This is a genomic window from Burkholderia multivorans ATCC BAA-247, assembly GCF_000959525.1.
In the GTDB taxonomy this organism is placed as follows: Bacteria; Pseudomonadota; Gammaproteobacteria; order Burkholderiales; family Burkholderiaceae; genus Burkholderia; species Burkholderia multivorans.
The window spans coordinates 1,861,474-1,882,532 of record NZ_CP009831.1; the positions used below are offsets into that span (position 1 = coordinate 1,861,474).

Genomic DNA, 21,059 nt, shown 5'->3' on the forward strand with positions numbered 1-21,059 from the left:
CGGCTCACGAAGACAGCCGGCGCGCCGCGAGGTACGCGAGCTGCGCGCGATTTTGCACGTTGAACAGTTTTTCGAGCGAGCGGATGTGATGGCCGACCTTGTGCAGCGACGTGCGCAGCGCGCTCGCGATCTCCTGGTCGGACAACCCGTGCACGAGCCGTTCGAGCACCTGCTGCTGCTCGTCGCCGAGCGCGAAGCCGCGCATGCGCGCGACGCGCGCTTCGAGAAACGGCAGCGCGATGCGATGCACGGCGAGACTCACCGCCAGCGCGCCGCCGATCACGCGATCGTCGATCCAGTCGGTGCCGTGCGTCTCGGACGTCAGGTTCACGGCGACGCGCAGATCGAGCCGCGGCGCCGACAGGCTGAAGATCACGCCGCTGTTCATTGCGTGCGCACGCAAGTGACCGGCGAGTGCGAGCACCTTGCGATCGCCGCCGCGCTGCGCGGCCGCCTCGATCTCGTCGAGCCGCCACGCGACCGGAAAGCCGCTTTGCCGCACCTGCGCGAAACGCGGATCGCTTTCGTACAGCGCGCCTTCGATATACGGCTGCATGAACGACGGCGGCGCGAGATCGCGCAGCAGATGCGCGCAGAGAATGCGCCGGCCGATCATTTCATACGCGCCATAACCGAGCGTACTGAAACCGATTTGCCGCAGGCGCGCATGGTATGGCGAAAAATCGATTGCGCTCAGGTCGCTTTTACCGGATCCGAATTGAATGCCGGTAAAAACGTCGCGTTCGATCGCGGGAATCCCATTCGAATAAGCGGCGGCTGCCGCAATATCGGCGTGCGTGAACCATTCGACGCGTGGCGCGCCGTCAGCATGTGTCATGAGGAGCCCACCCTTTCCCAATATGTGAATCAAGCCCCGTCACGTCATGGTCTTTTTGTCGTGATTTTTCGGTCTTGGGAACGGGCGTGCGTTTATCGAATCGGCACACCGCAACCTTTCGCCGAAATTAGTATTACGGCATATTACGCGCACACCGGCATTTTTGTACAATGCCCCCGCGTTTCGTCAGGATCACGATTCGCCTATCAATACGATGCTTCGATCGCACCGCCGCCCGCCGTGCACGACACGGCCGTCCTGCGCGCTGCGCGTCGATTCCGAGGGATGGCTCATGTCCGATATTGCGTTGCACGAAGAAGCAGTCGCCTCAACCCTTGCCGGCCGGCCGCATGCACGCGTGTCCGCCCGGCGCGAGCGCCCGGTGCAGGTCGTGTGGTGCGACGATGTGCGACGCGGCGACGTCGCGCAGCCGAACGCGCCGAAGCTCGGCGTCGCCGACACGCTCGCCCACGCGCAAAGCACGGCCGAGCGCAACCGGATCGTCACGAGCCTGCTGCATCTGACCGGTTTCTCGACGTTTGCCTATTTCGCGCTCGAGTTTGCGCACGAGCGCGTCGAGAGTCTGTATCTGCATGAAGCGTTCACACCGTCGACGTATCGCGGCGATTACGTGCGGCACAACCATCACGACGTCGATCCGCGCACGCTCGGTGCGCGCGTCTGCAACATGCCGATCGTATGGGACCTGCAGCAGCTGCGCCGCGATCATCAGCCGCGCGACGACGATGCGTCCGACGCACCGGCCGCGCTCGACGGCTTCCTGCAGACGATGCAGGACGACGGAATGTGCAGCGGCATCATGTATTCGATGGCGGTGCCCGGCACGCGGCTGCACGCGTTCATGAGCTTCACCGCGCCGCGCCGCACGCGCGAGTGGATCACGCCCGCCACCGTCGAGCAGGCGCTGTCGATCGGGCTGTCGGTGCACAAGTTCGCGTCGCCGCAGCTGATCGCGACGTCGCGCGAGCGCGCCGTCAACGGGCTCACGCCGTTCGAGCAGGAACTGCTGATCGGCATCGCGGAAGGCGCATCGGACAAGGAAATCGGCCGGCGGCTCGACACCAGCGCGCACAACGTCGACTACCACCTGAGAAAACTGCGCAAGCGCTTCGGCGTCGCGAACCGGATTCAGCTCACGTACCTGACGTCGAAGCTCGAGCTGATCTGATACGCGCGCGTTGAGCGTGCGCGCAGCGCAACGACGATGCCGGCCGCGCGGGCCGGCATGCGCCGCTGTGTCGGCCCGCGCTACTTGAGCAGCGTCATCTGCACGACCTTGACGATCACGAGCCCGACCGCGACCACGAGATAGCCGCGCAGCACGCCCATCCAGATTCGCGTCGCGAGCGTCATGTGCTGCGGCTCGAGCGTATCGAGCGGCGGCATGCGCCAGGTCGCGCGCGCCGCGCGGTCGATGCCGGGCTCGACGACGCGACGATTGCGGCGGAACAGCACCGTCGCGAGATAGCCCGCAATCGCGAGCACCGTGCCGCCCACCAGCACGTCGACGATCGCTTCGCCGCTGATGTCGGGATACATCACCGACGCGGTCAGGATGATCGACAGCAGCACCAGCACCCAGACGACCGCGCCGGTGAACACGTTCAGCTTCGTCGAGTTGACCCACGGGCCGAGCACCTGACGGTCGTTGCAGAGCACGAGCAGAAACACGGTTGCGCTCGGCAGCAGCACGCCCGCGAGCGTCTGCACCGCTTCGGTCAGCAGCCCGAGCGGGCTGCCGGGAATCAGCACGAGCGTGGCGGCCGCCGCGACGATCGCGAAGTACACGAGATAGAAGCCCTTCGCGTCCGACACGCCGCGATGCAGCGAATGACGGATCTTGAAGACGTCGCCGATCGCATAGGCCGTCGACAGCGACACGGCCGCCGCGCCGATGATGCACGCATCGAGCAGTGCGATCGCGAACAGCGTGGCGCTCGTGCGCCCCGCATATTTTTCGAGGCCCGCGATCACGCCGCCCGCGTCGGTGAACCCGCCCGCTTCCGGATGGCCGTGGAACAGCGCGGCGCTGAAGCCGATCATCGCGACCGCGCCGATCAGCACGAACGCAATGCCGATCCACAGATCGACCTTCTCGTACTTCATGAAGCGCGGCGTGATCCGCTTGTCGATCACGTAGCTCTGCTGGAAGAACAGCTGCCACGGCGCGACCGTCGTGCCGACGATGCCGATCACGAGCAGCATCACGTCGGACAGCTTTGCGTGCGCGGGCCAGTTCGGCACGAAGAAATCGCGCGTCATCTGCGACATGGGCGGATGGATCGACACAAGCACCGGCACGAGCAGCAGGCTCAGCGCGCAGAGGCCGACCGCGAAACGCTCGAAGCGCCGGAAGTCGCCGGTACTCACCGCGGCCATCGTCAGCGCGGCGGCGACGCAGACGCCGGCCACCTTCGGCAGCCCGAAGAACGCGAGCACGAACGTGATGCCGATGAACTCGGTGACGATCGTCAGCGCGTTCAGCAGGAACAGGTCGATCACGCTGAATGCGCCCCAGAACTTGCCGAAGCGCTCGAAGATCAGCCGCGCGTGCCCGACGCCCGTCACGGCGCCGAGCCGCAGCACCATCTCCTGGTTCACGTACAGCACGGGGACGAGCAGCAGCAGCGTCCACAACAGCGTCGTGCCGTAGTTCTGCCCGGCCTGCGTATAGGTGCCGAACGCGCCGGCGTCGTTGTCGCCGACCATCACGATCAGCCCGGGCCCGATGATCGCGAGCAGCGTGCGCAGGCGCGCCCACCACGTGCCGCGCGCGCCCGTGTCGTGATGCGCGATCGTGCCGAGCGCGCCGCGAATGTCGCCGAGATGGGCTTCGTCGAGCACCGCGCTGCGCTCGGCGGCAATCGGCGAAGAAACGTTGGAGGGTGTGGACATGATGACTTCCGTACGACTAAGGGTTATCCGGTGAGCGTGTGACCTTGGCATGCGCGCGGGACGGCGGCTTCGCGGCGGCGTCCGTGCGCATGCCGAGGCATGCTCGGCGCGGTCGGTCAGCGGATCAGCGACGCCAGGCGATTGAGCAGGCGCGCAAGCGGACGCGGGCGCGCATCGAGCGCGAGCATCGCGTCGTAGTGGGCGCGCGATTCTTCGACGCGCGGAAAGGTCGACAGCAGAAGGCCGAAGTTCATGGTCTGGCTCCGTGCGGCGTCGGCATGCGTGCCGGCCGCGTCGTGGGGTGCGGGCGCCAGTCCAGGGCCTGAACGAGCGGTCAGGCTAGCGGGCCGGCGTGTCCCTGCGACCCCGATTCAAAAGGGTCTGTGCTTGCAACGGGCATAAGGGACAACTGTCGCTGTCGTTCATGGCGGCTCCTGTACGGTGTTCGGACGAACACGGTTGACCGCCGTCCGGCGCGCGGGCCGCGCACGCGATGCGAAAACGACGCATGCGCGAACGCGGCCGCCTGCCGGGCGGCGTTGAAACCGGACTGCGCATGCGCGAACGCATCACGCCGGCCGGCGCGAATCAGGGTGCACGAAGGAGTTGCTGCGAAATACTGCTGCGCGCACCGTTTGCCCGAGAGACAAACGGCGGCTTCGATGAGGCGCGGACGTCGGTCGCTCAGGCGGAAATTTGGTTCGAAGATCGACTACTGCAGGCGTCCAAGGCGGCGGCCCCAAGAGTGAAGATGCTGGATTCTATGGACCGGCGGAAAGTGAAGTCAACCCCGCGCGGACGGGTTTCACGAAATAATTTTCCATGCGCGCCGCACTGAAAGATTCGACCGCGAAAATGCGCGCCGAAACCTTTCATCGGGTGTCGGCGGCGCGCTGCGCGCGATGCGCGAAAGCAACGGCACGGCCGCCGCGCGGCGGCCGTGCGCGTGTCACTCGCCATACATTTCGAGCAGCTTCAGCGTGACGCCGTTGGTCCAGCCGAAGCCGTCCTGCAGCGGATATTCGCCGCCGCCCCCGCCGCCCTGCCCGGCCCCTTCGACGACGTATTTCTCGACGAGCTTGCCCTCGGTCGCGTAGACGTGCTTCACGTCGGCCAGGAAGCGCGTGCCGATGTCCTTCGCGAGCGCCGGCTCGCCGTAGCGGCGCAACCCCTCGATCGCGATCCACTGCAGCGGCGCCCAGCCGTTCGGCGCATCCCATTGCTGGCCGGTCGTCTCGGTCGTCGTCGCGAGACCGCCGGGCTGCAGCAGCGTCTTGCGCACTTGGCGCGCCGTCGCCTTCGCGCGCTCGGGCCACGCCACGCCCGCGAACAGCGGGTACAGCGCGGCCGCCGTCACGCCGTCGCGCGGCTTGCGCAGCTGCCAGTCGTAGTCGCCGTAGTAGCCGCCGCGATTCCACAGCCAGCGATTGATCGCGAGCGCGCGCCGCGCCGCGCGGCCCGAGAAGTCGATCACGCATCCGACGTCGTGCGTGACCGTGCAGCCCTTCACGATCGTCCGTTCGAGATGGAACATCAGGCTGTTCAGGTCGACCGGCACGATCGACGTCGTGCGGATCGTCGCGAGCGTCTTGCCGTCGCCGAGCCAGCGCGAGCTGTAATCCCAGCCGCTCTCCGCGCCGGCCCGCAGGTCGCGGTACACGTCGTTCGCGGCACGGCCCGACGCCGCCTTCGCCGTCGTCACGTCTTCCAGATACGATTCGTCGCGCGGCGTGTCGCTCGCGTCCCAGTAGCGGTTCAGCACCGCGCCGTCCGGCATCGCGACCACGTGGCGTGCGGCCTGCCCGCGCGGCGTCGTCGATTCGCCCTGCATCCAGTACGCATATTCCTTGCGCAGCGCCGGCAGATATTTCTGATAGACCTTGTCGCCCTCGGCCTGCGCGGCGAGCGTCACCATGTACGCGAAGAACGGCGGCTGCGAGCGGCTCGCGTAGTACGTGCGATTGCCGTTCGGGATGTGCCCGACCGTATCGATCAGATGCGCGAAGTTGTCGAGCATGTCGTCGACGAGATCCTCGCGGCCCGACACCTGCAGCCCGAGCATCGTGAAATAGGTGTCCCAGTAATAGCCTTCGCGGAAACGGCCGCCCGGCACCACGTACGGTTTCGGCATCGGGATCAGCGAGCTGTACGGTGGCGCCGTCGTCGTCGTGCGCGTGAGCTGCGGCCACAGCCAGTCGATATGCTCGCGCAGCGTCTGGTTCGGCGGCGGCGTCACGCCGCCTTGCGCCGGCGGCGTAAAGTGCTGCTCGACAAATGCCTTCAGCGAGAAACCCGGCTGCGCTTTCTGTTGCTGATACAACTGCATGATCGTCGCGGGATCGGTGTCCGGCGTCGCATCGACGAAGGTTTTCTGGTCCGGATAGACCGAGGCCGTCTGCACCGCGACGAACAGGTCGCCGTACAGCTGGCTCGGCGGCGGCAGCAGCGTGGCCGCCGTCGCGTTCGGCACCGTCGCCGCGGGCGACGCGGCCAACTGGGTTGCGGCGTGGTTGGCGCTGTCCGCCTGCGCGGCGCAGCCGGCAACGGCCAGATAGGCGACCGCCAGCGCGGCGGCCCAGCGAACGCGCGGCGCGGCGGGCGCGGCCGGCGCGCAATGCGATGCAGTCGATGCGGCGGATACGATCGATTCGGCACGACGTGACGTCATGGCGTGTCCCCTCCTTTCGATGGTGAGTGGATCGGCATGGTCTCGTCGCGTGCGCGCCCGTCTCGATGGCCGTCGAGCGATGCGCGTCGTGATGTTGAAGCAGAGTGGATCGACTGTCGCATGAAACGTCCGCGGCGTGCAAGCTCCGAGCGCGGCGGCGCAGGTTGCGCGCGCAGTCGTCCTTTTTCCGCGCGCGGTGCAGGAACGACTATTGCAACATGCGGAACAAGCGTTGTCGTACGTGACGCGGCGACAACAATATGGGCATAATGGCGCCTTTACCGCGCGCCCAGCCCATGTCGCCCGTCTTCCTAGCACCGCTCATCGTTGCCTGTGCGTTGTTCATGGAAAGCGTCGACGCGAACATCATCGTCACCGCGCTGCCCGCGATGGCGAGGGACTTCGGGCACAACCCCGTCACGCTGAACATCGCGATCACGGCCTACGTGGTCGGCCTCGGCGTGTTCATCCCGATCTGCGGCTGGCTCGCCGACCGCTTCAGCGCACGCGCGGTGTTCCGCACCGCCATCGGCATCTTCGTCGCCGGCTCGCTGCTCTGCGCCGCATCCAATTCTCTCGGCCTGCTCACGTTCGCGCGCTTCGTGCAGGGCGTCGGCGGCGCGATGATGGTGCCGGTCGGCCGGATCATCATCTTCCGCGCGGTGCCGCGCTCCGATCTCGTGCGCGCGATGAACTACCTCGCGATTCCCGCGCTGTTCGGGCCGACCGTCGGGCCGCTCGTCGGCGGCTTCATCACGACATATCTGCACTGGCGGATGATCTTCTTCATCAACGTGCCGATCGGTCTGTACGGGATCTACCTCGCGACGCGGCACATCGCGAACACGCACGAGCCCGATCCGGGGCCGCTCGACTGGTTCGGCTTCCTGCTCTCGGCAAGCGGCGCCGCGCTGCTGCTGATGGGGCTCACGCTGATCGACGGTGCGCTGACGACGCGCACGAACGCGCTCGCGATGTGCGCGACCGGCGCGGTGCTGCTCGCGCTCTACGTGCCGTACGCGCGGCGCAAGGAACGGCCGGTGCTCGATCTGAGCTTCCTGAAGATTCCGACGTACCACGCGAGCGTCGTCGGCGGGTCGCTGTTCCGCATCGGGCTCGGCGCGGTGCCGTTCCTGCTGCCGCTCGCGCTGCAGGAAGGACTCGGCATGAGCGCGTTCCATTCGGGGCTGATCACCTGCGCGTCGGCGCTCGGCGGCGCCGTGAGCCGCTCGACGGCCACGCATACGCTGCGCCGCTTCGGCTTTCGTACCGTGCTCATCTACAACGCCGCATTCGCGGGCCTCGCGATCGCCGCGTACGGCGTGTTCCATCCGGGCATGCCGACGTGGGCGATCTGGGTCATCGTGCTCGTCGGCGGGATTTTCCCGGCGCTGCAGTTCACGAGCCTGAACTCGATGATCTACGCGGACATCTCGCCGCGCGACGCGGGTCGCGCGACGAGCCTCGGCAGCGTCGTGCAGCAGATGTCGCTCGGGCTCGGCGTGACGGTCGCCGGTCTCGTGCTGCATCTGTCGCACTGGCTGCAGGGCCATCAGGCGATGGTGTGGTCGGATTTCTGGCCGGCGTTCGTCGTGGTCGGGCTGTGCTCGTTCGCATCGATTCCGATCACGCGCCGGCTGCCGCCCGGTGCCGGCGACGAAGTCGCGCGCGGCAAGCGGCAGTAGACGCCCGCACGGGCGAGCGGCCGAACGCCGAACGCTCGAACGCTCGAACGCGCTCGCTGCAGAAACGGAATCGGAAAAAATCAGCGGACATCCACATGGGGCCGGTGCACAGCCGTGTGGATATCCGCTCAGGGCTCCGGGCTTCTCGTTGGGGGTTGAGACACCCGGATTCGCTTCCTGCGTGCCATGGACATATGTGCGTCGGAAGCGGAATCGTTGCGCGTTTGTCGTCGCGCCATGTCCTGCACTATAGGGAATGTTTGCGGATGCATCTGTCAAGCATTGTCAGATGCGTGTCGGCTACGCCGTGCGCGGTGCGACGCGATTGAAGTGGTGCACGATCGGGCGTGGCGGCTGTCGCGCCCACGGCTTACCGCCGAATCACCGGCCATACCACGCGCAGGCAAACTCCGCTTACGATGTACGCGTTGCCGACTCCGCTCCCGATCGCTTCGATGCCCACCCTCTCGCTTGCCGCCGCCCGCGCGCTGCATCTCGCCGCGCAGGGCCTGCTCACGCCGCCGCGCCGCAAGGCGACCAAGGCCGACGTGCTCGACACGATCCGCCGCATGGCGCAGTTGCAGATCGATACGATTCACGTCGTCGCACGCAGCCCCTATCTCGTGCTGTTCGGCCGCCTCGGCGCGTTCCGGCCGCAATGGCTCGACGAACATCTGGCCGAAGCGCGGCTGTTCGAATACTGGTCGCACGAAGCGTGCTTCCTGCCCGTCGAGCAATTCGGGCTGATGCGTTACAAGATGCTCGATCCGTCCGGAATGGGATGGAAATACGCGGCCGACTGGCATGCGCAGCACCGCGACGAGATCGCGCGGCTGCTCGACAGGATTCGCTCGGAAGGCCCGGTGCGCTCAGCCGATTTCGTGCGCGCGGACGGCATGAAAGGCAACGGATGGTGGGACCGCAAGCCGGAGAAGCGGCATCTCGAAGTGCTGTTTACGACCGGCGATCTGATGGTCGCCGAGCGCCGCAATTTCCAGCGCATCTACGACGTGCGCGAACGCGTGCTGCCCGACTGGGACGACGCGCGCGACCTGCCGCCGCGCGAAGCCGTGCTGCCGACGCTGCTCGATTACACGTGCCGCGCGCTCGGCATCGTCCGCGCGGACTGGGTCGCCGATTACTACCGGCTGCCGCGCCGCTCGTATCGCGCGGAACTCGAACGGCTCGCGCAGGCCGGCGAGCTGATTCCGGTGCAGGTTGCAGACTGGAAGGAACCGGCCTACGTGCATCGTTCGCTCGAGGCGCTGCTGCCCGCGGCGGCCGCCGACACGCTGCGCTCGACCGTCACGACGCTGCTGTCGCCGTTCGATCCGGTCGTATGGGATCGTCGCCGCGCGGCGACGCTGTTCGACTTCGACTATACGATCGAGTGCTATACGCCCGCGCACAAGCGGCGTTACGGCTATTTCTGCCTGCCCGTGCTGCATCGCGGCCGCCTGATCGGCCGCGTCGACGCGAAAGCGCATCGCGCGCTCGGCACGTTCGAGCTGAAGTCCGTGCATATCGAGCCTGGCGTGCGCGTCGGCAGCGGGCTCGCGGCCGATGTCGCGAAAGCCGTCAGAAAACTCGCGGCCTGGCACGGCACGCCGCAGATCACCGTCGCGCACGCGCCGCCCGAACTGGCGCGCGCGCTGCGCGATGCGTGACGGCGAGTCGAACGCCGCGGCAATTCAGTCGCGCAGCTTGCGAAAACGCGGCGTGCCGTCCGGCAGCGTCTCGTTGAACATTGTTTCCGGACGCACCCACAGACCGCGCGCATGCGGCCACAGGTGCTCGTAGACGACGAGCGATTCCTCGGTTTCGGAGTGACGGGCGACACCGATCACGCGATACAGTCCGCCCTTGTAATGGCGGTGCGTCGCGAGCTGTTCGGCTTCCTGTTCGGTCATGGCGGGCGCTCCCTTCGGCAAATCGGAAAGCGCGTATTGTATGCGCGGTGCCGCGCGTCAGCGTTTCGTGTAGATGTCGGGGCGGCGGATCTCCATCACGCGCTCCGGATGCGCGATGGCCTCGAAACCGACCGTGCGATACAACGCGTGCGCGTCCGACGTCACGAGCATGATCCGGCGCAGCTGCGCAAGCATCGGCTGCGCGAACACGTGATCGATCAGTGCGCGGCCATAGCCGCGGCCGCGCTCGGCCGGCAGCACGAACACGTCGCAGAGATACGCGAACGTCGCATGGTCGGTGACGAGCCGCGCGAATCCGACGAAGCGATCGCCGACGTACGCGCCGAAACAGAGCGACCCCTCGATCGCGCGCTCGACGACGTCGCGCGGAATGCCTTTCGACCAGTACGCGTCGCGATGCAGGAAATCGAAGATCGCGTCGACGTCGAGTTCGCGCTTGTCGGTCGAAAATCTGAGCGTGGCATCGGCAGCAGCAGGCACGGCGGTTCTCCGGCATCACGGAACGAAGCGTCGACGATACCGCGCCGCGCCGTGCGCGACAAGCGCCCGTCGCCGGCCGTCGCGATCGGCTACCATGGCGGCGCGGCACGCCGTGCCGCCGCAGATCGACACCGACCCGGCACACATGCACCGACACCCCGTCCCTTCCGCCGTGCCAGCGCACGCACTTCCCATGCACGCAACCCGCCCACCGACCGCCTACACGCGATGACGTACCGGCTCGTCGCTTTCGACTTCGACGGCACGCTTGCCGATTCGCTCGACTGCTTTCTCGCGGCGCTGTCCGATGCGTCGCGCCTGCACGGGTTTCGCGATGCGGATCCCGCGATGCGCGCGACGCTGCGCACGATGTCCGCGCGCGACATCGTGCGTGCGCTCGACGTACCGGTGTGGAAGGTGCCGCGCGTGACGATCGACATGCGTCGACTGATGCGCGCACGTATCGCACACGTCGCGCTGTTTCCCGGTGTCGAGACGACGTTCGATGCGCTCGCTGCGCGCGGCATCCGCATCGCGATCGCGACGTCGAATGCCGAAGACGTCGTGCGCGACCGGCTCGGCCCGCACGCCGCTGCGCGTGTCGATCATTTCGCATGCGGGATTCCGTTGTTCGGCAAGGCGCGTCGGCTGCGTGCGCTCGCGGGCGAAGCCGGCGTGCGCGCGGACCAGATGCTGTACGTCGGCGACGAGATCCGCGATGCCGACGCCGCGCGTCGCGCGCGCATCGCGTTCCAGGGCGTCGCGTGGGGCTACACGGCGCCGCACGCATTGCAGCCGCACTGCGCGACGCCGCTGCTGCCGCATCTCGACGCGCTGCTCGATCGCGTGTGATCGCTCGCGCGCAATGCGCGCGCAAGCACACGCGTTCAGCGGATCGCCGCATGCTGCGCGCCATGTTGCACGCGCAATCTTGGCCGCGCATCGCGCACGAAAAAATTTCCGTTGCGCGACGCGCGGCGGTACACGCTACCGACATATCGCCGACACGCATCGCGCGGTCTTACCATCCGTTACAGAAGCCACAGCACCGTTGCACCTGCGACACGCACGGCCTCCTAGAATCGGTCGGGCCGGTGATCGCTTCGACCGGCGCCGCGGCAGAGCGGCGGCCGAAGCCGGCCCGGGCGCATGCCCGGTCTCTCGCACAGCATCGGATCACGCGATCCGTCGTTCAATCAGAGCCCCGATGAAAGGAGGTCCCATGAACCGCTTCTCCCCCGTTTCGCGCCTCGCCCTGTCTGCCGTTGGCCTGCTTCTCGTCGCCGCGACGGCGACCGCCCAGACCGCTCAGCCGGCCGCGTCCGCACCCGCAGCCGCGACGACGCGCATCCACGAAGCCGACCAGGCGTTCATCACGGACGGCACGAAGACGGTTTCGACGCAGCACGACGCGGCACGCATCGCCGACGCGCGCACGTCGGACAGCCAGGTGAAGGCATTCGCGCAGCGCGTGTCGACCGACGACGAGAAGATCATTCAGGCGATGCGCGCCGCGAGCCCGCGCGGCGTCGACGTGCCGGCCAACGACCCGGACACGACCGTGCTGAACAGCATCAAGAGCCTGCGCGGCGCCGAGTTCGACAAGGCATACATCGAGCAGGTCGCGCTCGCGGGGCAGCAGAAGACGATCTCCGCCTTCCAGGCCGAGATCGCATCGGGCCGCGATGCGAAGCTGAAGGAAGTCGCGCGTCAGGCGCTGCCGATCCTGCAGGCCCACTACGCGGACGCGCAGAAGCTCGCGCAACGCCACCATCTCGCATCGGCGCAGTAACGCGATGCCCCGCGCCGCCGCGTCGTGCCCGCGGCGCGGCGCGCGCGTTTACGTCCCGAGTTACGTCCCGAGCTTCGCGCGCAGTCGCGCATCCACTTCAGGCCACTCGTCGTCGATGATGCTGAAGCGCACCGAATTGCGCTTGCGGCCGTCCGGCATGATGCGCTCGTGACGCACGATGCCTTCCTGCTTCGCGCCGAGCCGCAAGATCGCGGCGCGCGACCGTTCGTTCAGTTCGTCGGTCGTGAACTGCACGCGCACGCAGCGCAGCGTGTCGAACGCATACGCCAGCAGCAGCCACTTCGCTTCGGTATTCACGTGCGTGCGCTGCATCGACGCACTCAGCCACGTATGACCGATCTCCAGCTTGCGATTGCGGCGGTCGATCTTCCAGAAGCGCGTGCTGCCGACCACACGGCCCGAGCCGCGATCGACGATCGTATAAGGCATCACGGTGCCCGTCGCGCGTCCGTCCAGCGCGGTCGCGAGATAGGCGTCGATCGTCTGCGCGTCGGGCACGACCGTCACCTTCAGATTCCATAGCGCGCCGTCCGCGGCGGCGTCCAGCAGCGCATCGCGATCGGCCGTCGCGAGCGGACGCAGTTCGACGCGCGGCCCGGTCAGTGTCGGTTGTTCGAGCAGCGGCGAGGCATCGGTCATGATGGATTCCGTTGAAGTAACGACAGGGTCGGCAGGGACGGCACATCCGCGATCATACGAGCGTCGCGTGACGGCCGCATCGCGGCCTTACACACGTGGTGCATGCGCGGCACGTGCGCCGAGATGCGCGGCAAGCCGCTCGCGAATCGCCGTCGCTTCGCCGCGCAGCGCGTCGGCAAACGCATCGACGAGCAGGCTTTTCGGTCGGTGCTCGGGGACGATCACGCTGACGCGATACGGAAACGAACGCGTGAGCGGCCGCACGTGCAGGTCGCGGCCGACGAAATCGAGCGCGGTCAGCGGATTGACGATCGCCGCGCCGAGCCCTTGCCGCACGAACGCGCAGACCGACACGGCGGACGGCGTCTCGACGACCGAGCGCGGCGCGACGCCGAGCTGCGCGAACGCATCGTCGATCATGACGCGGTACGGATCGTTCAGCGACAGGCTGACGAACGGGCGATCGGCGAGATCGGCGAGATCGATCGCCTTGCGCGCGAGCAGCGGATGGCCGTCCGGCAGCACGCAGACCTCGTCCACCTCCAGGAGCGGCGTCAGCAACGTGCCGGGCGGCGCGACGTCGTGTTCGGTCAGTCCGACGTCGTAACGCTGCGCGGTCAACCACTCCTCGAGCACCGGCGACTCCTGCGTCGCGACCGATACGCTGACGCCCGCATGCGCATCGCGAAAGCGCCGGCAAGCGCCCGGCAGGATCGCATGCGCGAACGCGGGCAGCGCAATCACCGACAGCTGGCCGTCGCGAAACTCGCGCAGCCGCGCGGCCGTCGCCGCGACGCGTTCGAGCCCCACATACGCGAGCCGAACGTCGTCGAACAGCGTGAGCGCGGCCATCGTCGGCCGCAGCCGCCCGTGCGTGCGCTCGAACAGCGCGAAGCCGACGATCTGCTCCATCCGCGCAAGCTCGCGGCTGATCGTCGGCTGCGACGTATAGAGCATCTCGGCCGCGCGCGTCGTGCTGCCGCTCAGCATCAGCGCGCGAAACACCTCGATATGACGATGCGTGAGCGAAGCCACCTATATCCCGAATGAATTGAATGTCGATAAATCGGCATTTTACTGCATAGCAGATTGCGCGCATCATCGCGACTGTCCGTTCATTCGACCGATCCATCCGTCATGTCCCTCGATTCCCGCCAGCTCGCTGCGCTCGCGCAGCAATACGGCACCCCGCTGTGGGTGTACGACGCCGACATCATTCGCGACCGCATCGCGCAACTGCGCCAGTTCGACGTGATCCGCTATGCGCAGAAAGCGAACTCGAACGTCCATATCCTGAAGCTGATGCGCGACGAAGGCGCGTGCGTCGACGCCGTGTCGCTCGGCGAAATCGAGCGCAGCCTCGCGGCCGGCTTCAGCCCGGCGGGCGAGCCCGAAGGCGTCGTGTTCACCGCCGATCTCGTCGATCGTCCGACGCTCTCGGCCGTACTGAAGCACGGCGTGACCGTCAACGCGGGCTCGCTCGACATGCTCGAGCGCGTCGGCCAGCATGCGCCGGGCCACCGCGTGTGGCTACGTGTAAATCCGGGCTTCGGTCACGGGCACAGCAACAAGACCAATACCGGCGGTCCGCAGAGCAAGCACGGGATCTGGATCGACGACGTGCCGCGCGCGATCGCGCTCGTGCGTCAGTACGGGCTGAAGCTCGTCGGGATCCACATGCACATCGGCTCGGGCGTGGACTACGGTCATCTGTCGCAGGTGTGCGACGCGATGGTCGACCTCGTCACCTCGCTCGGCCACGACATCGACGCGATCTCCGCGGGCGGCGGGCTGTCGATTCCGTATCGCGACGGCGAGCCGCGCGTCGATGTCGATCACTATTTCCGTCAATGGGACGCCGCGCGCAAGCGCATCGAACGCCATCTCGGCCACGCGGTGCGCATCGAGATCGAGCCGGGCCGCTTCCTGGTGGCCGAAGCCGGCACGCTCGTCACCGAAGTGCAGGCCGTCAACCGCCGGCCGAAGCACGACTTCGTGCTGATCGATGCCGGCTTCAACGACCTGATGCGTCCGGCGATGTACGGCAGCTATCACGCGGTGTCCGTGCATGCGCACGACGGTGCGCTGCCCGCAGGGCGGCCGCAGGTCGACATCGCGATCGCGGGGCCGCTGTGCGAATCGGGCGACGTGTTTACGCAGGACGCGGGCGGCGTGGTCACGCACCGCAAGCTCCCGCAGCCGCAGATCGGCGACCTGCTGTTCCTGCACGATGCGGGCGCGTACGGCGCATCGATGTCGTCGAACTACAATAGCCGGCCGCTCGCGCCGGAAGTGCTCGTCGATCGCGGCACGCCGCGGCTGATTCGCCGCCGGCAGACGATCGGCGAATTGCTCGCGCTCGAAACGTTCGAATAAGGCGCGCGCGACGACGTACGGCCACACTCGCTGATGCGGGCGAGTGTGGCTGTTTTGCTTTTCGGCGGGCGGGCCGCACCCTGCCCGTACGCGTGCCGCGCCATCACCCCGCGCGCTGCACCGGCACCGCCTTCGAAAAATACTTCGCGCCCGCGACGCAACCGACGACGATCGCGGTCACGGCCACCATCGACGGCGGCACCGTCTCGTGCAGCACGCCGGCCGCGAGCACGAACCCGAAGAACGGCTGCAGCAGCTGCAACTGGCCGACGCCCGCGATCCCTCCGAGCGCGAGCCCGCGATACCAGAACACGAAGCCGATCAGCATGCTGAACAGCGACACGTAAGCGAGCCCCCACAACGCAGCCGTATCGATGCCGTCGAACGTCGCGGGCCGCGTGATCCATGCGAGCGGCAGCATCAGCGGCAGCGACAGCACGAGCGCCCACGAGATCACCTGCCAGCCGCCGAGATCGCGCGACAGCCGCGCGCCTTCCGCATAGCCGAGCCCGCACGCGACGATCGCGGCGAGCATCAGCGCATCGCCGAGCGCCGACGCCTGCCCGCCGTTGCGCAACGCGAACGCGGCGACCGCGCCGCTGCCGAGCAGCGAGAACGCCCAGAACGGCGCGCGCGGCCGTTCGCCGCCGCGCCATACGCCGAACAGCGCGGTCGCGAGCGGCAGCAGCCCGACGAACACGATCGCATGCGCGGACGTCACATGCCGCAGCGCGAGCGCGGTCAGCAGCGGAAAGCCGATCACGACGCCAAGCGCCACGACCAGCAACGACGCCGCTTCGCCGCGCGTCGGCCGCTTCTGCTTCAGCGCGCCCAGCAGCAACAGCCCGAGCGCGCCCGCGATCGTCGCGCGCGCGAACGTCAGGAACAGCGGGTCGAGCCCCTGCACGGCGACACGCGTCGCGGGCAGCGAGCCGCTGAATATGATCACGCCCAGCAGCCCGCTGAGCCATCCGTCGGTCGTTTTTTGCACGGCACATCCTGAACGGGAAAAGTGGATGACCGATGATCCGCCACGCGTGAAATGCGCGTAAGCTACACCGCAATACAATTCCGACAAACTGTACTGGACAACCGGCCGTACAGTTCACCGCCGACCATGATCCGTTCCGCCCCGAACCCGGCTCCGCCCGCCGCGTCGCGCACGCGCGTCGAAACCGTGATGGATACGCTGCGCGCACGCATCTCGAGCCGCACGTTGATGCCGGGCGCGCGCGTGCCGTCGATCCGCATGATGGCCGACGCGCTGCACGTGTCGAAGTCGACCGTCGTCGACGCATACGAGCGGCTCGCGAGCGAAGGCGTGCTCGTCGCACGCCGCGGCTCGGGCTTCTACGTGTCGGGGCACGCGCCGCCGCTCGCCCTGGCGGATCTCGGCCCGCGGCTCGACCGCGAGCTCGATCCCTTATGGCTGACGCGTCAGTCGCTCGAATCGCTGCCGAGCGCGATGAAGCCCGGCTGCGGATGGCTGCCGTCGTCGTGGCTGCCCGACGAAAGCCTGCGCCGTGCACTGCGCGCCGCGTCGCGCGACGAGTCCGACGCACTGACCGATTACGCGACGCCCGCCGGCCTGCCCGCGCTGCGTCAGCAGCTCGCGTGGCGTCTCGCGCAGCACGGTGTCCACGCGGAGCCCGCGCAGATCATGCTCGCCGACAGCGGCACGCAGGCGCTCGATTTCGTCTGCCGGCTGCTGCTCGAACCGGGCGACACGGTCGTGCTCGACGATCCCTGCTATTTCAATTTCCAGGCGCTGCTGCGCGCGCATCGCGCGCGGATCGTCAGCGTGCCGTACACGCCGAACGGCCCCGATCTCGCGCGCTTCGAGCAGACGCTCGTCGAGCACCGCCCGCGCCTCTACATCACGAACGCCGCGCTGCACAATCCGACGGGCGCGACACTGTCGCCGCCCGTCGCGCACCGGCTGCTGACGCTCGCGGCCGATCACGGGCTGCTGATCGTCGAGGACGACATCTTCGCGGATTTCGAAAGCACGCCCGCGCCGCGGCTCGCCGCCTTCGACGGGCTGCAGCGCGTCGTATCGATCGGCAGCTTCTCGAAGACGCTGTCGGCCGCGATCCGCTGCGGCTACGTCGCCGCGCGGCCCGAGTGGATCGACGCGCTCGTCGACCTCAAGCTGGCGACATCGTTCGGCCATGCGCAGATCGGCGCGAACGTCGTGCACCGGCTGCTCGTCGACGGCACCTATCGGCGCCATCTGGACGGTCTGCGTGCGCGTCTGGCGGATGCGATGGGCGAAACGATCCGCCGGCTCGCACGCGCGGGGCTCGCGGTCTGGACCGAGCCGCGCGGCGGCCTGTTCGTGTGGGCGCAGTTGCCGGACGGGCTCGATGCCGCGCGCGTCGCGCGGCATGCGCTCGACGACGATGTCGTGCTCGCGCCCGGCAACGTGTTCAGCGTGTCGCATGGCGCGACGTCGTATCTGCGCTTCAACGTGTCGCGCTGCAAGGAGCCGGCAGTGTTCGACGCGCTCGCGCGTGCGATGGATGCGACGCGCGCGTCGACGGCTGGAGCGCGCACGGCCGAGCGGCACGATACTGCGTAGTCGCGCAGTCGACGGCGCGCGGGGCTGTATCGATGAAACCCGCGCTCGACTTGACGAAATCTGAACAACGGCGCGATTTTGGCGCGCTACACTCGGCTTCGTCCCCATCCCTTCCCGTCCATCCGGTTTCGGTCGCCGTCATGAGAATCTCTGTCAGTCGCATCGTCGGCGTCGATCGCAGACGCCTCTTCACGTGGTCGCAGGACTACGGGCGGCGACTCGTATGGGACAGCTTCCTCGCCGACGCGTACCTGCTCGACGAGACGACCGTCGAGGTCGGCGTCGACGCGTTCTGCCGCAGCCAGTCGGGCGCGACGATGGTGTCGCGCTACGTGGCGTACCGGCCGCCGCAGGTCGCGGCCATCGAAATGGTCGATGGCCCGAAAGTGCTCGAACGCTTCAGCGGCATCTGGAACTTCACCGAACGCACGGCAGGCTCGACCGAGGTGAAATTCACCTACAGCTTCCGCGCGCAGCCGACCTGGCTGCGCTGGCTGCTCGAGCCGCTGATCGCGGCGTTCTATCTGGTGCACACGCGCCGGCGTCTCGATTCGTTCAAGCGCTGGGCGGAGGCTGAAGCGCTGCCGTCGCGGCCGTAGCACCGGCGCGCGCCGCACGCTGCCGTACCGCCGTTGCGCGGCGCGCGGCGCGCGGCGCCCGCCATAATCGCGCCACATTCCGACTGCATCCGCAGGCCGACAGCCCCAGCGCTCGCCCTACGCGCCTGCGTGGCCGGTGCGCGAGGCAAAGGAAAATCGCATCGACGCTGCGATGCGGCTGATGCCGAAGGGATGCCGCCCCGCCGCTTCCGGAACGCTTGCGATCGCGCGACTGCGCGCGCGTTGGAAGAGGCAGGCGTGCCGACCGTGATCGTCGATGCGGACATGGTGGACGCGCGCCACCGGGATCGCGAATCTTCGCCGGCTCAAATCGACGCGTTCTTACGCGATCGAGTTTGCCTGTAGGTCATCGGCCAAACGTTGCCGCATCGGACAACAGCAGCGCCCGCCGGCTGTCAAAGCATCTCGTCCACGCGTCTGAAGTGATCGATCAGCTTGCGCGCGAGCGCCGTAAATTCGCTCATCTCCTGGTCCGTGAGCACCGACGAGAGCGCTTCGAGCTGCCGATGTTTCGCGTCGAGCTGCGATTCATACGCAGCCTGTCCCGCAGCGGTCAGACGCAGTTCGATACGCCGGCCATCGGTCGGATGAGGCGCCGATTCGACGAAACCGCGCGTCTTCAGCGTGCGCAATGCACGGCTCACGGCGACCTTGTCATAGACCCAATACTGCGCAAACTCGGCCGCGGTAATGCCGGGCGCGCCGCCGATCGCCTCCAGCAGTCGCCATTCGAGCAGCGGCAAATCGTGCAGCGGCAGCATCTGTTTCGAATAGATGCGCCCGAGCAACGTCGAAAGAATCTGCACCTGCGAGAGTTCGTAACGATAGGTGTCGGGCGGAAACGCGCTGACGGCCGGGCGCTGCCCGTCCGCCACCAGCCGTTTCATCAGTGTCTCCGCTTTATGCGTTTCCTCGCTGTGCACGCGCGTCTTCAAAGCTTGCTCCTGTTTTGCCCGCATCGGTCGGTTTGACGACAGTATAGCGGCGCCTCGGTGCGCTCCATGCCGCGCCCCAACGCGCGCGACACGCGTAAACCACTAGCCGGGCGCCATTGCATTTAGTTTCACGTGACACGATACTCGTTACATACGAAACTAAATGGCGGCGCCTGGAACGACGTCGCCGCAACAGGAGACGTCATGCCTGCTCCATCCCACTCTCCGCGCAAAGCTGCGCTCGCCGATCCTTGCTTCGACGCGCGCGCGCCGGAGCGCGCGTCCGCCGGGCTGCGCCGCTGGATCGCGGTCGCGCTGTTTTCGGCGGCATTCGCGCTCGCCTATCTCGACCGCCAGATTCTCACGCTGTTGATCGACCCGGTACGTCAGAGTCTCGGCCTGTCGGACACCCAGGTGGGGCTGCTGCAAGGCCTGGCGTTCGCGCTCTGCTTTGCGATCGGCGGCATACCGCTTGGCTGGCTTGTCGACCACTGCAACCGCGTACGGGTCGCTGCCGGCTGTATTGCGCTATGGAGCGTCGCGACCGCGTCGTCCGGACTTGCGGGAAGTTATGTGCAGCTGCTCGCCGTGCGCTCGGTCACTGCGCTCTCCGAAGCCGGCTGCTCGCCTGCGGCGTTGTCGATCTTTGCGGACCAGTTTCCGCCGCGCCAGTTGCCGCGCGCGACGGCGATTTACACGGCCGCGCCGTACATCGGCGGCAGCGCATCGTTGATGGCCGGTGGCGTCCTGCTTGGGTACTTCAGCCGCACGGGCGGGCTCGATCTGCCGTGGCTCGGTCATCTGCAGCCGTGGCAGGCGGTATTCACCGTCGTCGGCGTGCCAGGGCTGATACTCGCGCTACTGATACTGGCGGGAGTGCGCGAGCCGAGCCGCGTCAACGATATGCGGCTGCCCGAAGCGCGAGTCAGCCTCGGCGACGTGTCGCGGTTCGTGGCCCAAGATGCGCCGCATCTGCGCGGCTATTTCTGCGCGTATGCGTGCATTCTCGCTGCGTTCTTCTCGGTGCTGACCTGGTATCCGACCTTCGCTGTCCGCAACGGCTTCGGTCCCGGTGCGTCGCTCGGTCCGATGCTCGGCACGATGTTCCTCGTCTGCGGACTGGCGGGATCGCTGTCGGGCCAGTGCTTCGTCGGGCGAGTCGCCGACAGCCAGATCGTTGCTCGCGTCATGCGCGTCACAAGCGGCGTCACCGCATTGCTGATTCCGGCGGCGATCGTACTCGCACTGGTTCCGCGGTTCGCCGTTTCGCTCGCCGGTTACGGTGCGATGGTGTTCCTGATCAGCATGACGACGTCGTTGATGCCTATCCCGCTGCAAGTGGGCGTGCCGAACCGGATGCGCGGGCGCGTAATCGGCTGCTTCATCTTTGGCGTCAACGTGGTCGGCACGGGAGTCGGGCCGCTCGCTGTCGGCGCAATCAGCGACCACATTGCAGGCGGCCGCATGGACGGGCATGCGCTCGCCGTGGCGCTTGCGATCGTCGTCGTCGTCAGCGCATCCGGTGCCTTCATCGCAATGCGACGAGCGCTTGCCCGACAGATTCGATAAGCGCATCT

The 21,059-nt window shown here is 67.3% G+C and carries 20 protein-coding genes; 10 read left to right on the forward strand and 10 right to left on the reverse strand.

Annotated features, from left to right (window positions below; all coding sequences use genetic code 11):
* Positions 1 to 4: 4 nt before the first annotated feature.
* On the reverse strand, positions 5 to 838 hold the full coding sequence (locus NP80_RS10360; protein ID WP_006409313.1) for a helix-turn-helix transcriptional regulator: 834 nt from the start codon (positions 836 to 838) through the stop codon (positions 5 to 7).
* Between the two features lie 292 nt (positions 839 to 1,130).
* Here NP80_RS10360 and NP80_RS10365 point away from each other — a divergent pair, with 292 nt between their 5' ends.
* Entirely contained in the window at positions 1,131 to 2,027 is an 897-nt protein-coding gene (locus NP80_RS10365; RefSeq protein ID WP_006406215.1) for a helix-turn-helix transcriptional regulator, read from the forward strand.
* Positions 2,028 to 2,107: 80 nt separating this feature from the next.
* On the opposite strand, the gene NP80_RS10370 is transcribed toward NP80_RS10365, so the two are convergent.
* Positions 2,108 to 3,754, reverse strand: a complete 1,647-nt coding sequence (locus NP80_RS10370; RefSeq protein WP_006409316.1) for an NRAMP family divalent metal transporter — start codon at positions 3,752 to 3,754, stop codon at positions 2,108 to 2,110.
* A 116-nt stretch (positions 3,755 to 3,870) separates the two neighbouring features.
* A complete protein-coding gene (locus NP80_RS31415; protein ID WP_006406213.1) occupies positions 3,871 to 4,008 on the reverse strand; it encodes a hypothetical protein in 138 nt (45 codons plus the stop codon).
* A gap of 239 nt (positions 4,009 to 4,247) precedes the next feature.
* Here NP80_RS31415 and NP80_RS31315 point away from each other — a divergent pair, with 239 nt between their 5' ends.
* A complete protein-coding gene (locus NP80_RS31315) occupies positions 4,248 to 4,592 on the forward strand; it encodes a hypothetical protein (RefSeq protein ID WP_162137808.1) in 345 nt (114 codons plus the stop codon).
* A 111-nt stretch (positions 4,593 to 4,703) separates the two neighbouring features.
* Here the strand turns inward: NP80_RS31315 and treA are convergent, their stop codons facing one another.
* Entirely contained in the window at positions 4,704 to 6,422 is a 1,719-nt protein-coding gene (gene treA, locus NP80_RS10375; RefSeq protein ID WP_006409301.1) for an alpha,alpha-trehalase TreA, read from the reverse strand.
* Positions 6,423 to 6,718: 296 nt separating this feature from the next.
* Here treA and NP80_RS10380 point away from each other — a divergent pair, with 296 nt between their 5' ends.
* The gene (locus NP80_RS10380) at positions 6,719 to 8,107 is read left to right on the forward strand and encodes an MFS transporter (protein ID WP_044582764.1); all 1,389 of its coding nucleotides are present in this window, start codon (positions 6,719 to 6,721) and stop codon (positions 8,105 to 8,107) included.
* 455 nt (positions 8,108 to 8,562) lie between these two features.
* The gene (locus NP80_RS10385) at positions 8,563 to 9,774 is read left to right on the forward strand and encodes a winged helix-turn-helix domain-containing protein (RefSeq protein ID WP_006409290.1); all 1,212 of its coding nucleotides are present in this window, start codon (positions 8,563 to 8,565) and stop codon (positions 9,772 to 9,774) included.
* 24 nt (positions 9,775 to 9,798) lie between these two features.
* On the opposite strand, the gene NP80_RS31735 is transcribed toward NP80_RS10385, so the two are convergent.
* Both NP80_RS31735 and NP80_RS31740 read right to left on the reverse strand, forming a co-directional pair.
* On the reverse strand, positions 9,799 to 10,017 hold the full coding sequence (locus tag NP80_RS31735; protein WP_006406207.1) for a DUF1653 domain-containing protein: 219 nt from the start codon (positions 10,015 to 10,017) through the stop codon (positions 9,799 to 9,801).
* A 57-nt stretch (positions 10,018 to 10,074) separates the two neighbouring features.
* Positions 10,075 to 10,518, reverse strand: coding sequence for a GNAT family N-acetyltransferase (locus NP80_RS31740; protein ID WP_006409302.1), 444 nt, complete (start codon positions 10,516 to 10,518; stop codon positions 10,075 to 10,077).
* Between the two features lie 228 nt (positions 10,519 to 10,746).
* Between NP80_RS31740 and NP80_RS10400 the strand changes: the two genes are divergently transcribed.
* Complete coding sequence (locus NP80_RS10400) at positions 10,747 to 11,370, forward strand: HAD hydrolase-like protein (protein ID WP_006409312.1); 624 nt, start codon at positions 10,747 to 10,749, stop codon at positions 11,368 to 11,370.
* Positions 11,371 to 11,740: 370 nt separating this feature from the next.
* Positions 11,741 to 12,310: a DUF4142 domain-containing protein gene (locus tag NP80_RS10405; protein ID WP_006396565.1), complete on the forward strand. Its 570-nt coding sequence runs from the start codon at positions 11,741 to 11,743 to the stop codon at positions 12,308 to 12,310.
* Between the two features lie 60 nt (positions 12,311 to 12,370).
* Here NP80_RS10405 and NP80_RS10410 read toward each other — a convergent pair whose 3' ends face one another.
* Both NP80_RS10410 and NP80_RS10415 read right to left on the reverse strand, forming a co-directional pair.
* Positions 12,371 to 12,970 (reverse strand): GNAT family N-acetyltransferase, encoded by a 600-nt coding sequence (locus NP80_RS10410; RefSeq protein WP_006409298.1) that lies wholly within the window; start codon positions 12,968 to 12,970, stop codon positions 12,371 to 12,373.
* A gap of 87 nt (positions 12,971 to 13,057) precedes the next feature.
* Positions 13,058 to 14,005: a LysR family transcriptional regulator gene (locus tag NP80_RS10415; RefSeq protein WP_006409318.1), complete on the reverse strand. Its 948-nt coding sequence runs from the start codon at positions 14,003 to 14,005 to the stop codon at positions 13,058 to 13,060.
* Positions 14,006 to 14,107: 102 nt separating this feature from the next.
* Here NP80_RS10415 and lysA point away from each other — a divergent pair, with 102 nt between their 5' ends.
* Positions 14,108 to 15,346 carry a diaminopimelate decarboxylase gene (lysA, locus tag NP80_RS10420; RefSeq protein WP_006406201.1) on the forward strand — a complete coding sequence of 413 codons (1,239 nt, stop codon included), beginning with the start codon at positions 14,108 to 14,110 and terminating at the stop codon, positions 15,344 to 15,346.
* Between the two features lie 103 nt (positions 15,347 to 15,449).
* Here the strand turns inward: lysA and NP80_RS10425 are convergent, their stop codons facing one another.
* Entirely contained in the window at positions 15,450 to 16,337 is an 888-nt protein-coding gene (locus tag NP80_RS10425) for a DMT family transporter (protein WP_006409288.1), read from the reverse strand.
* Positions 16,338 to 16,463: 126 nt separating this feature from the next.
* On the opposite strand from NP80_RS10425, the gene NP80_RS10430 reads away from it, so the two are divergent.
* Together NP80_RS10430 and NP80_RS10435 are read left to right on the forward strand one after the other, a co-directional pair.
* Positions 16,464 to 17,927 (forward strand): aminotransferase-like domain-containing protein, encoded by a 1,464-nt coding sequence (locus NP80_RS10430; RefSeq protein ID WP_006409300.1) that lies wholly within the window; start codon positions 16,464 to 16,466, stop codon positions 17,925 to 17,927.
* Positions 17,928 to 18,067: 140 nt separating this feature from the next.
* Positions 18,068 to 18,526, forward strand: coding sequence for an SRPBCC family protein (locus NP80_RS10435; RefSeq protein WP_006406197.1), 459 nt, complete (start codon positions 18,068 to 18,070; stop codon positions 18,524 to 18,526).
* 416 nt (positions 18,527 to 18,942) lie between these two features.
* Here the strand turns inward: NP80_RS10435 and NP80_RS10445 are convergent, their stop codons facing one another.
* Positions 18,943 to 19,434: a MarR family winged helix-turn-helix transcriptional regulator gene (locus NP80_RS10445; RefSeq protein WP_223852637.1), complete on the reverse strand. Its 492-nt coding sequence runs from the start codon at positions 19,432 to 19,434 to the stop codon at positions 18,943 to 18,945.
* Positions 19,435 to 19,614: 180 nt separating this feature from the next.
* Between NP80_RS10445 and NP80_RS10450 the strand changes: the two genes are divergently transcribed.
* A complete protein-coding gene (locus tag NP80_RS10450) occupies positions 19,615 to 21,051 on the forward strand; it encodes an MFS transporter (protein WP_226823211.1) in 1,437 nt (478 codons plus the stop codon).
* The last annotated feature ends 8 nt before the right edge of the window (positions 21,052 to 21,059 follow it).

Excerpts from the sequence above, each read along its gene's own strand:
- NP80_RS10360 (WP_006409313.1), bottom strand. The coding sequence starts at position 838 with ATGACACATGCTGACGGCGCGCCACGCGTCGAATGGTTCACGCACGCC.
- NP80_RS10365 (WP_006406215.1), top strand. The coding sequence starts at position 1,131 with ATGTCCGATATTGCGTTGCACGAAGAAGCAGTCGCCTCAACCCTTGCC.
- NP80_RS10370 (WP_006409316.1), bottom strand. The coding sequence starts at position 3,754 with ATGTCCACACCCTCCAACGTTTCTTCGCCGATTGCCGCCGAGCGCAGC.
- NP80_RS31415 (WP_006406213.1), bottom strand. The coding sequence starts at position 4,008 with ATGAACTTCGGCCTTCTGCTGTCGACCTTTCCGCGCGTCGAAGAATCG.
- NP80_RS31315 (WP_162137808.1), top strand. The coding sequence starts at position 4,248 with ATGCGAAAACGACGCATGCGCGAACGCGGCCGCCTGCCGGGCGGCGTT.
- treA (WP_006409301.1), bottom strand. The coding sequence starts at position 6,422 with ATGACGTCACGTCGTGCCGAATCGATCGTATCCGCCGCATCGACTGCA.
- NP80_RS10380 (WP_044582764.1), top strand. The coding sequence starts at position 6,719 with ATGTCGCCCGTCTTCCTAGCACCGCTCATCGTTGCCTGTGCGTTGTTC.
- NP80_RS10385 (WP_006409290.1), top strand. The coding sequence starts at position 8,563 with ATGCCCACCCTCTCGCTTGCCGCCGCCCGCGCGCTGCATCTCGCCGCG.
- NP80_RS31735 (WP_006406207.1), bottom strand. The coding sequence starts at position 10,017 with ATGACCGAACAGGAAGCCGAACAGCTCGCGACGCACCGCCATTACAAG.
- NP80_RS10400 (WP_006409312.1), top strand. The coding sequence starts at position 10,747 with ATGACGTACCGGCTCGTCGCTTTCGACTTCGACGGCACGCTTGCCGAT.
- NP80_RS10405 (WP_006396565.1), top strand. The coding sequence starts at position 11,741 with ATGAACCGCTTCTCCCCCGTTTCGCGCCTCGCCCTGTCTGCCGTTGGC.
- NP80_RS10410 (WP_006409298.1), bottom strand. The coding sequence starts at position 12,970 with ATGACCGATGCCTCGCCGCTGCTCGAACAACCGACACTGACCGGGCCG.
- lysA (WP_006406201.1), top strand. The coding sequence starts at position 14,108 with ATGTCCCTCGATTCCCGCCAGCTCGCTGCGCTCGCGCAGCAATACGGC.
- NP80_RS10430 (WP_006409300.1), top strand. The coding sequence starts at position 16,464 with ATGATCCGTTCCGCCCCGAACCCGGCTCCGCCCGCCGCGTCGCGCACG.
- NP80_RS10435 (WP_006406197.1), top strand. The coding sequence starts at position 18,068 with ATGAGAATCTCTGTCAGTCGCATCGTCGGCGTCGATCGCAGACGCCTC.
- NP80_RS10445 (WP_223852637.1), bottom strand. The coding sequence starts at position 19,434 with ATGAAACGGCTGGTGGCGGACGGGCAGCGCCCGGCCGTCAGCGCGTTT.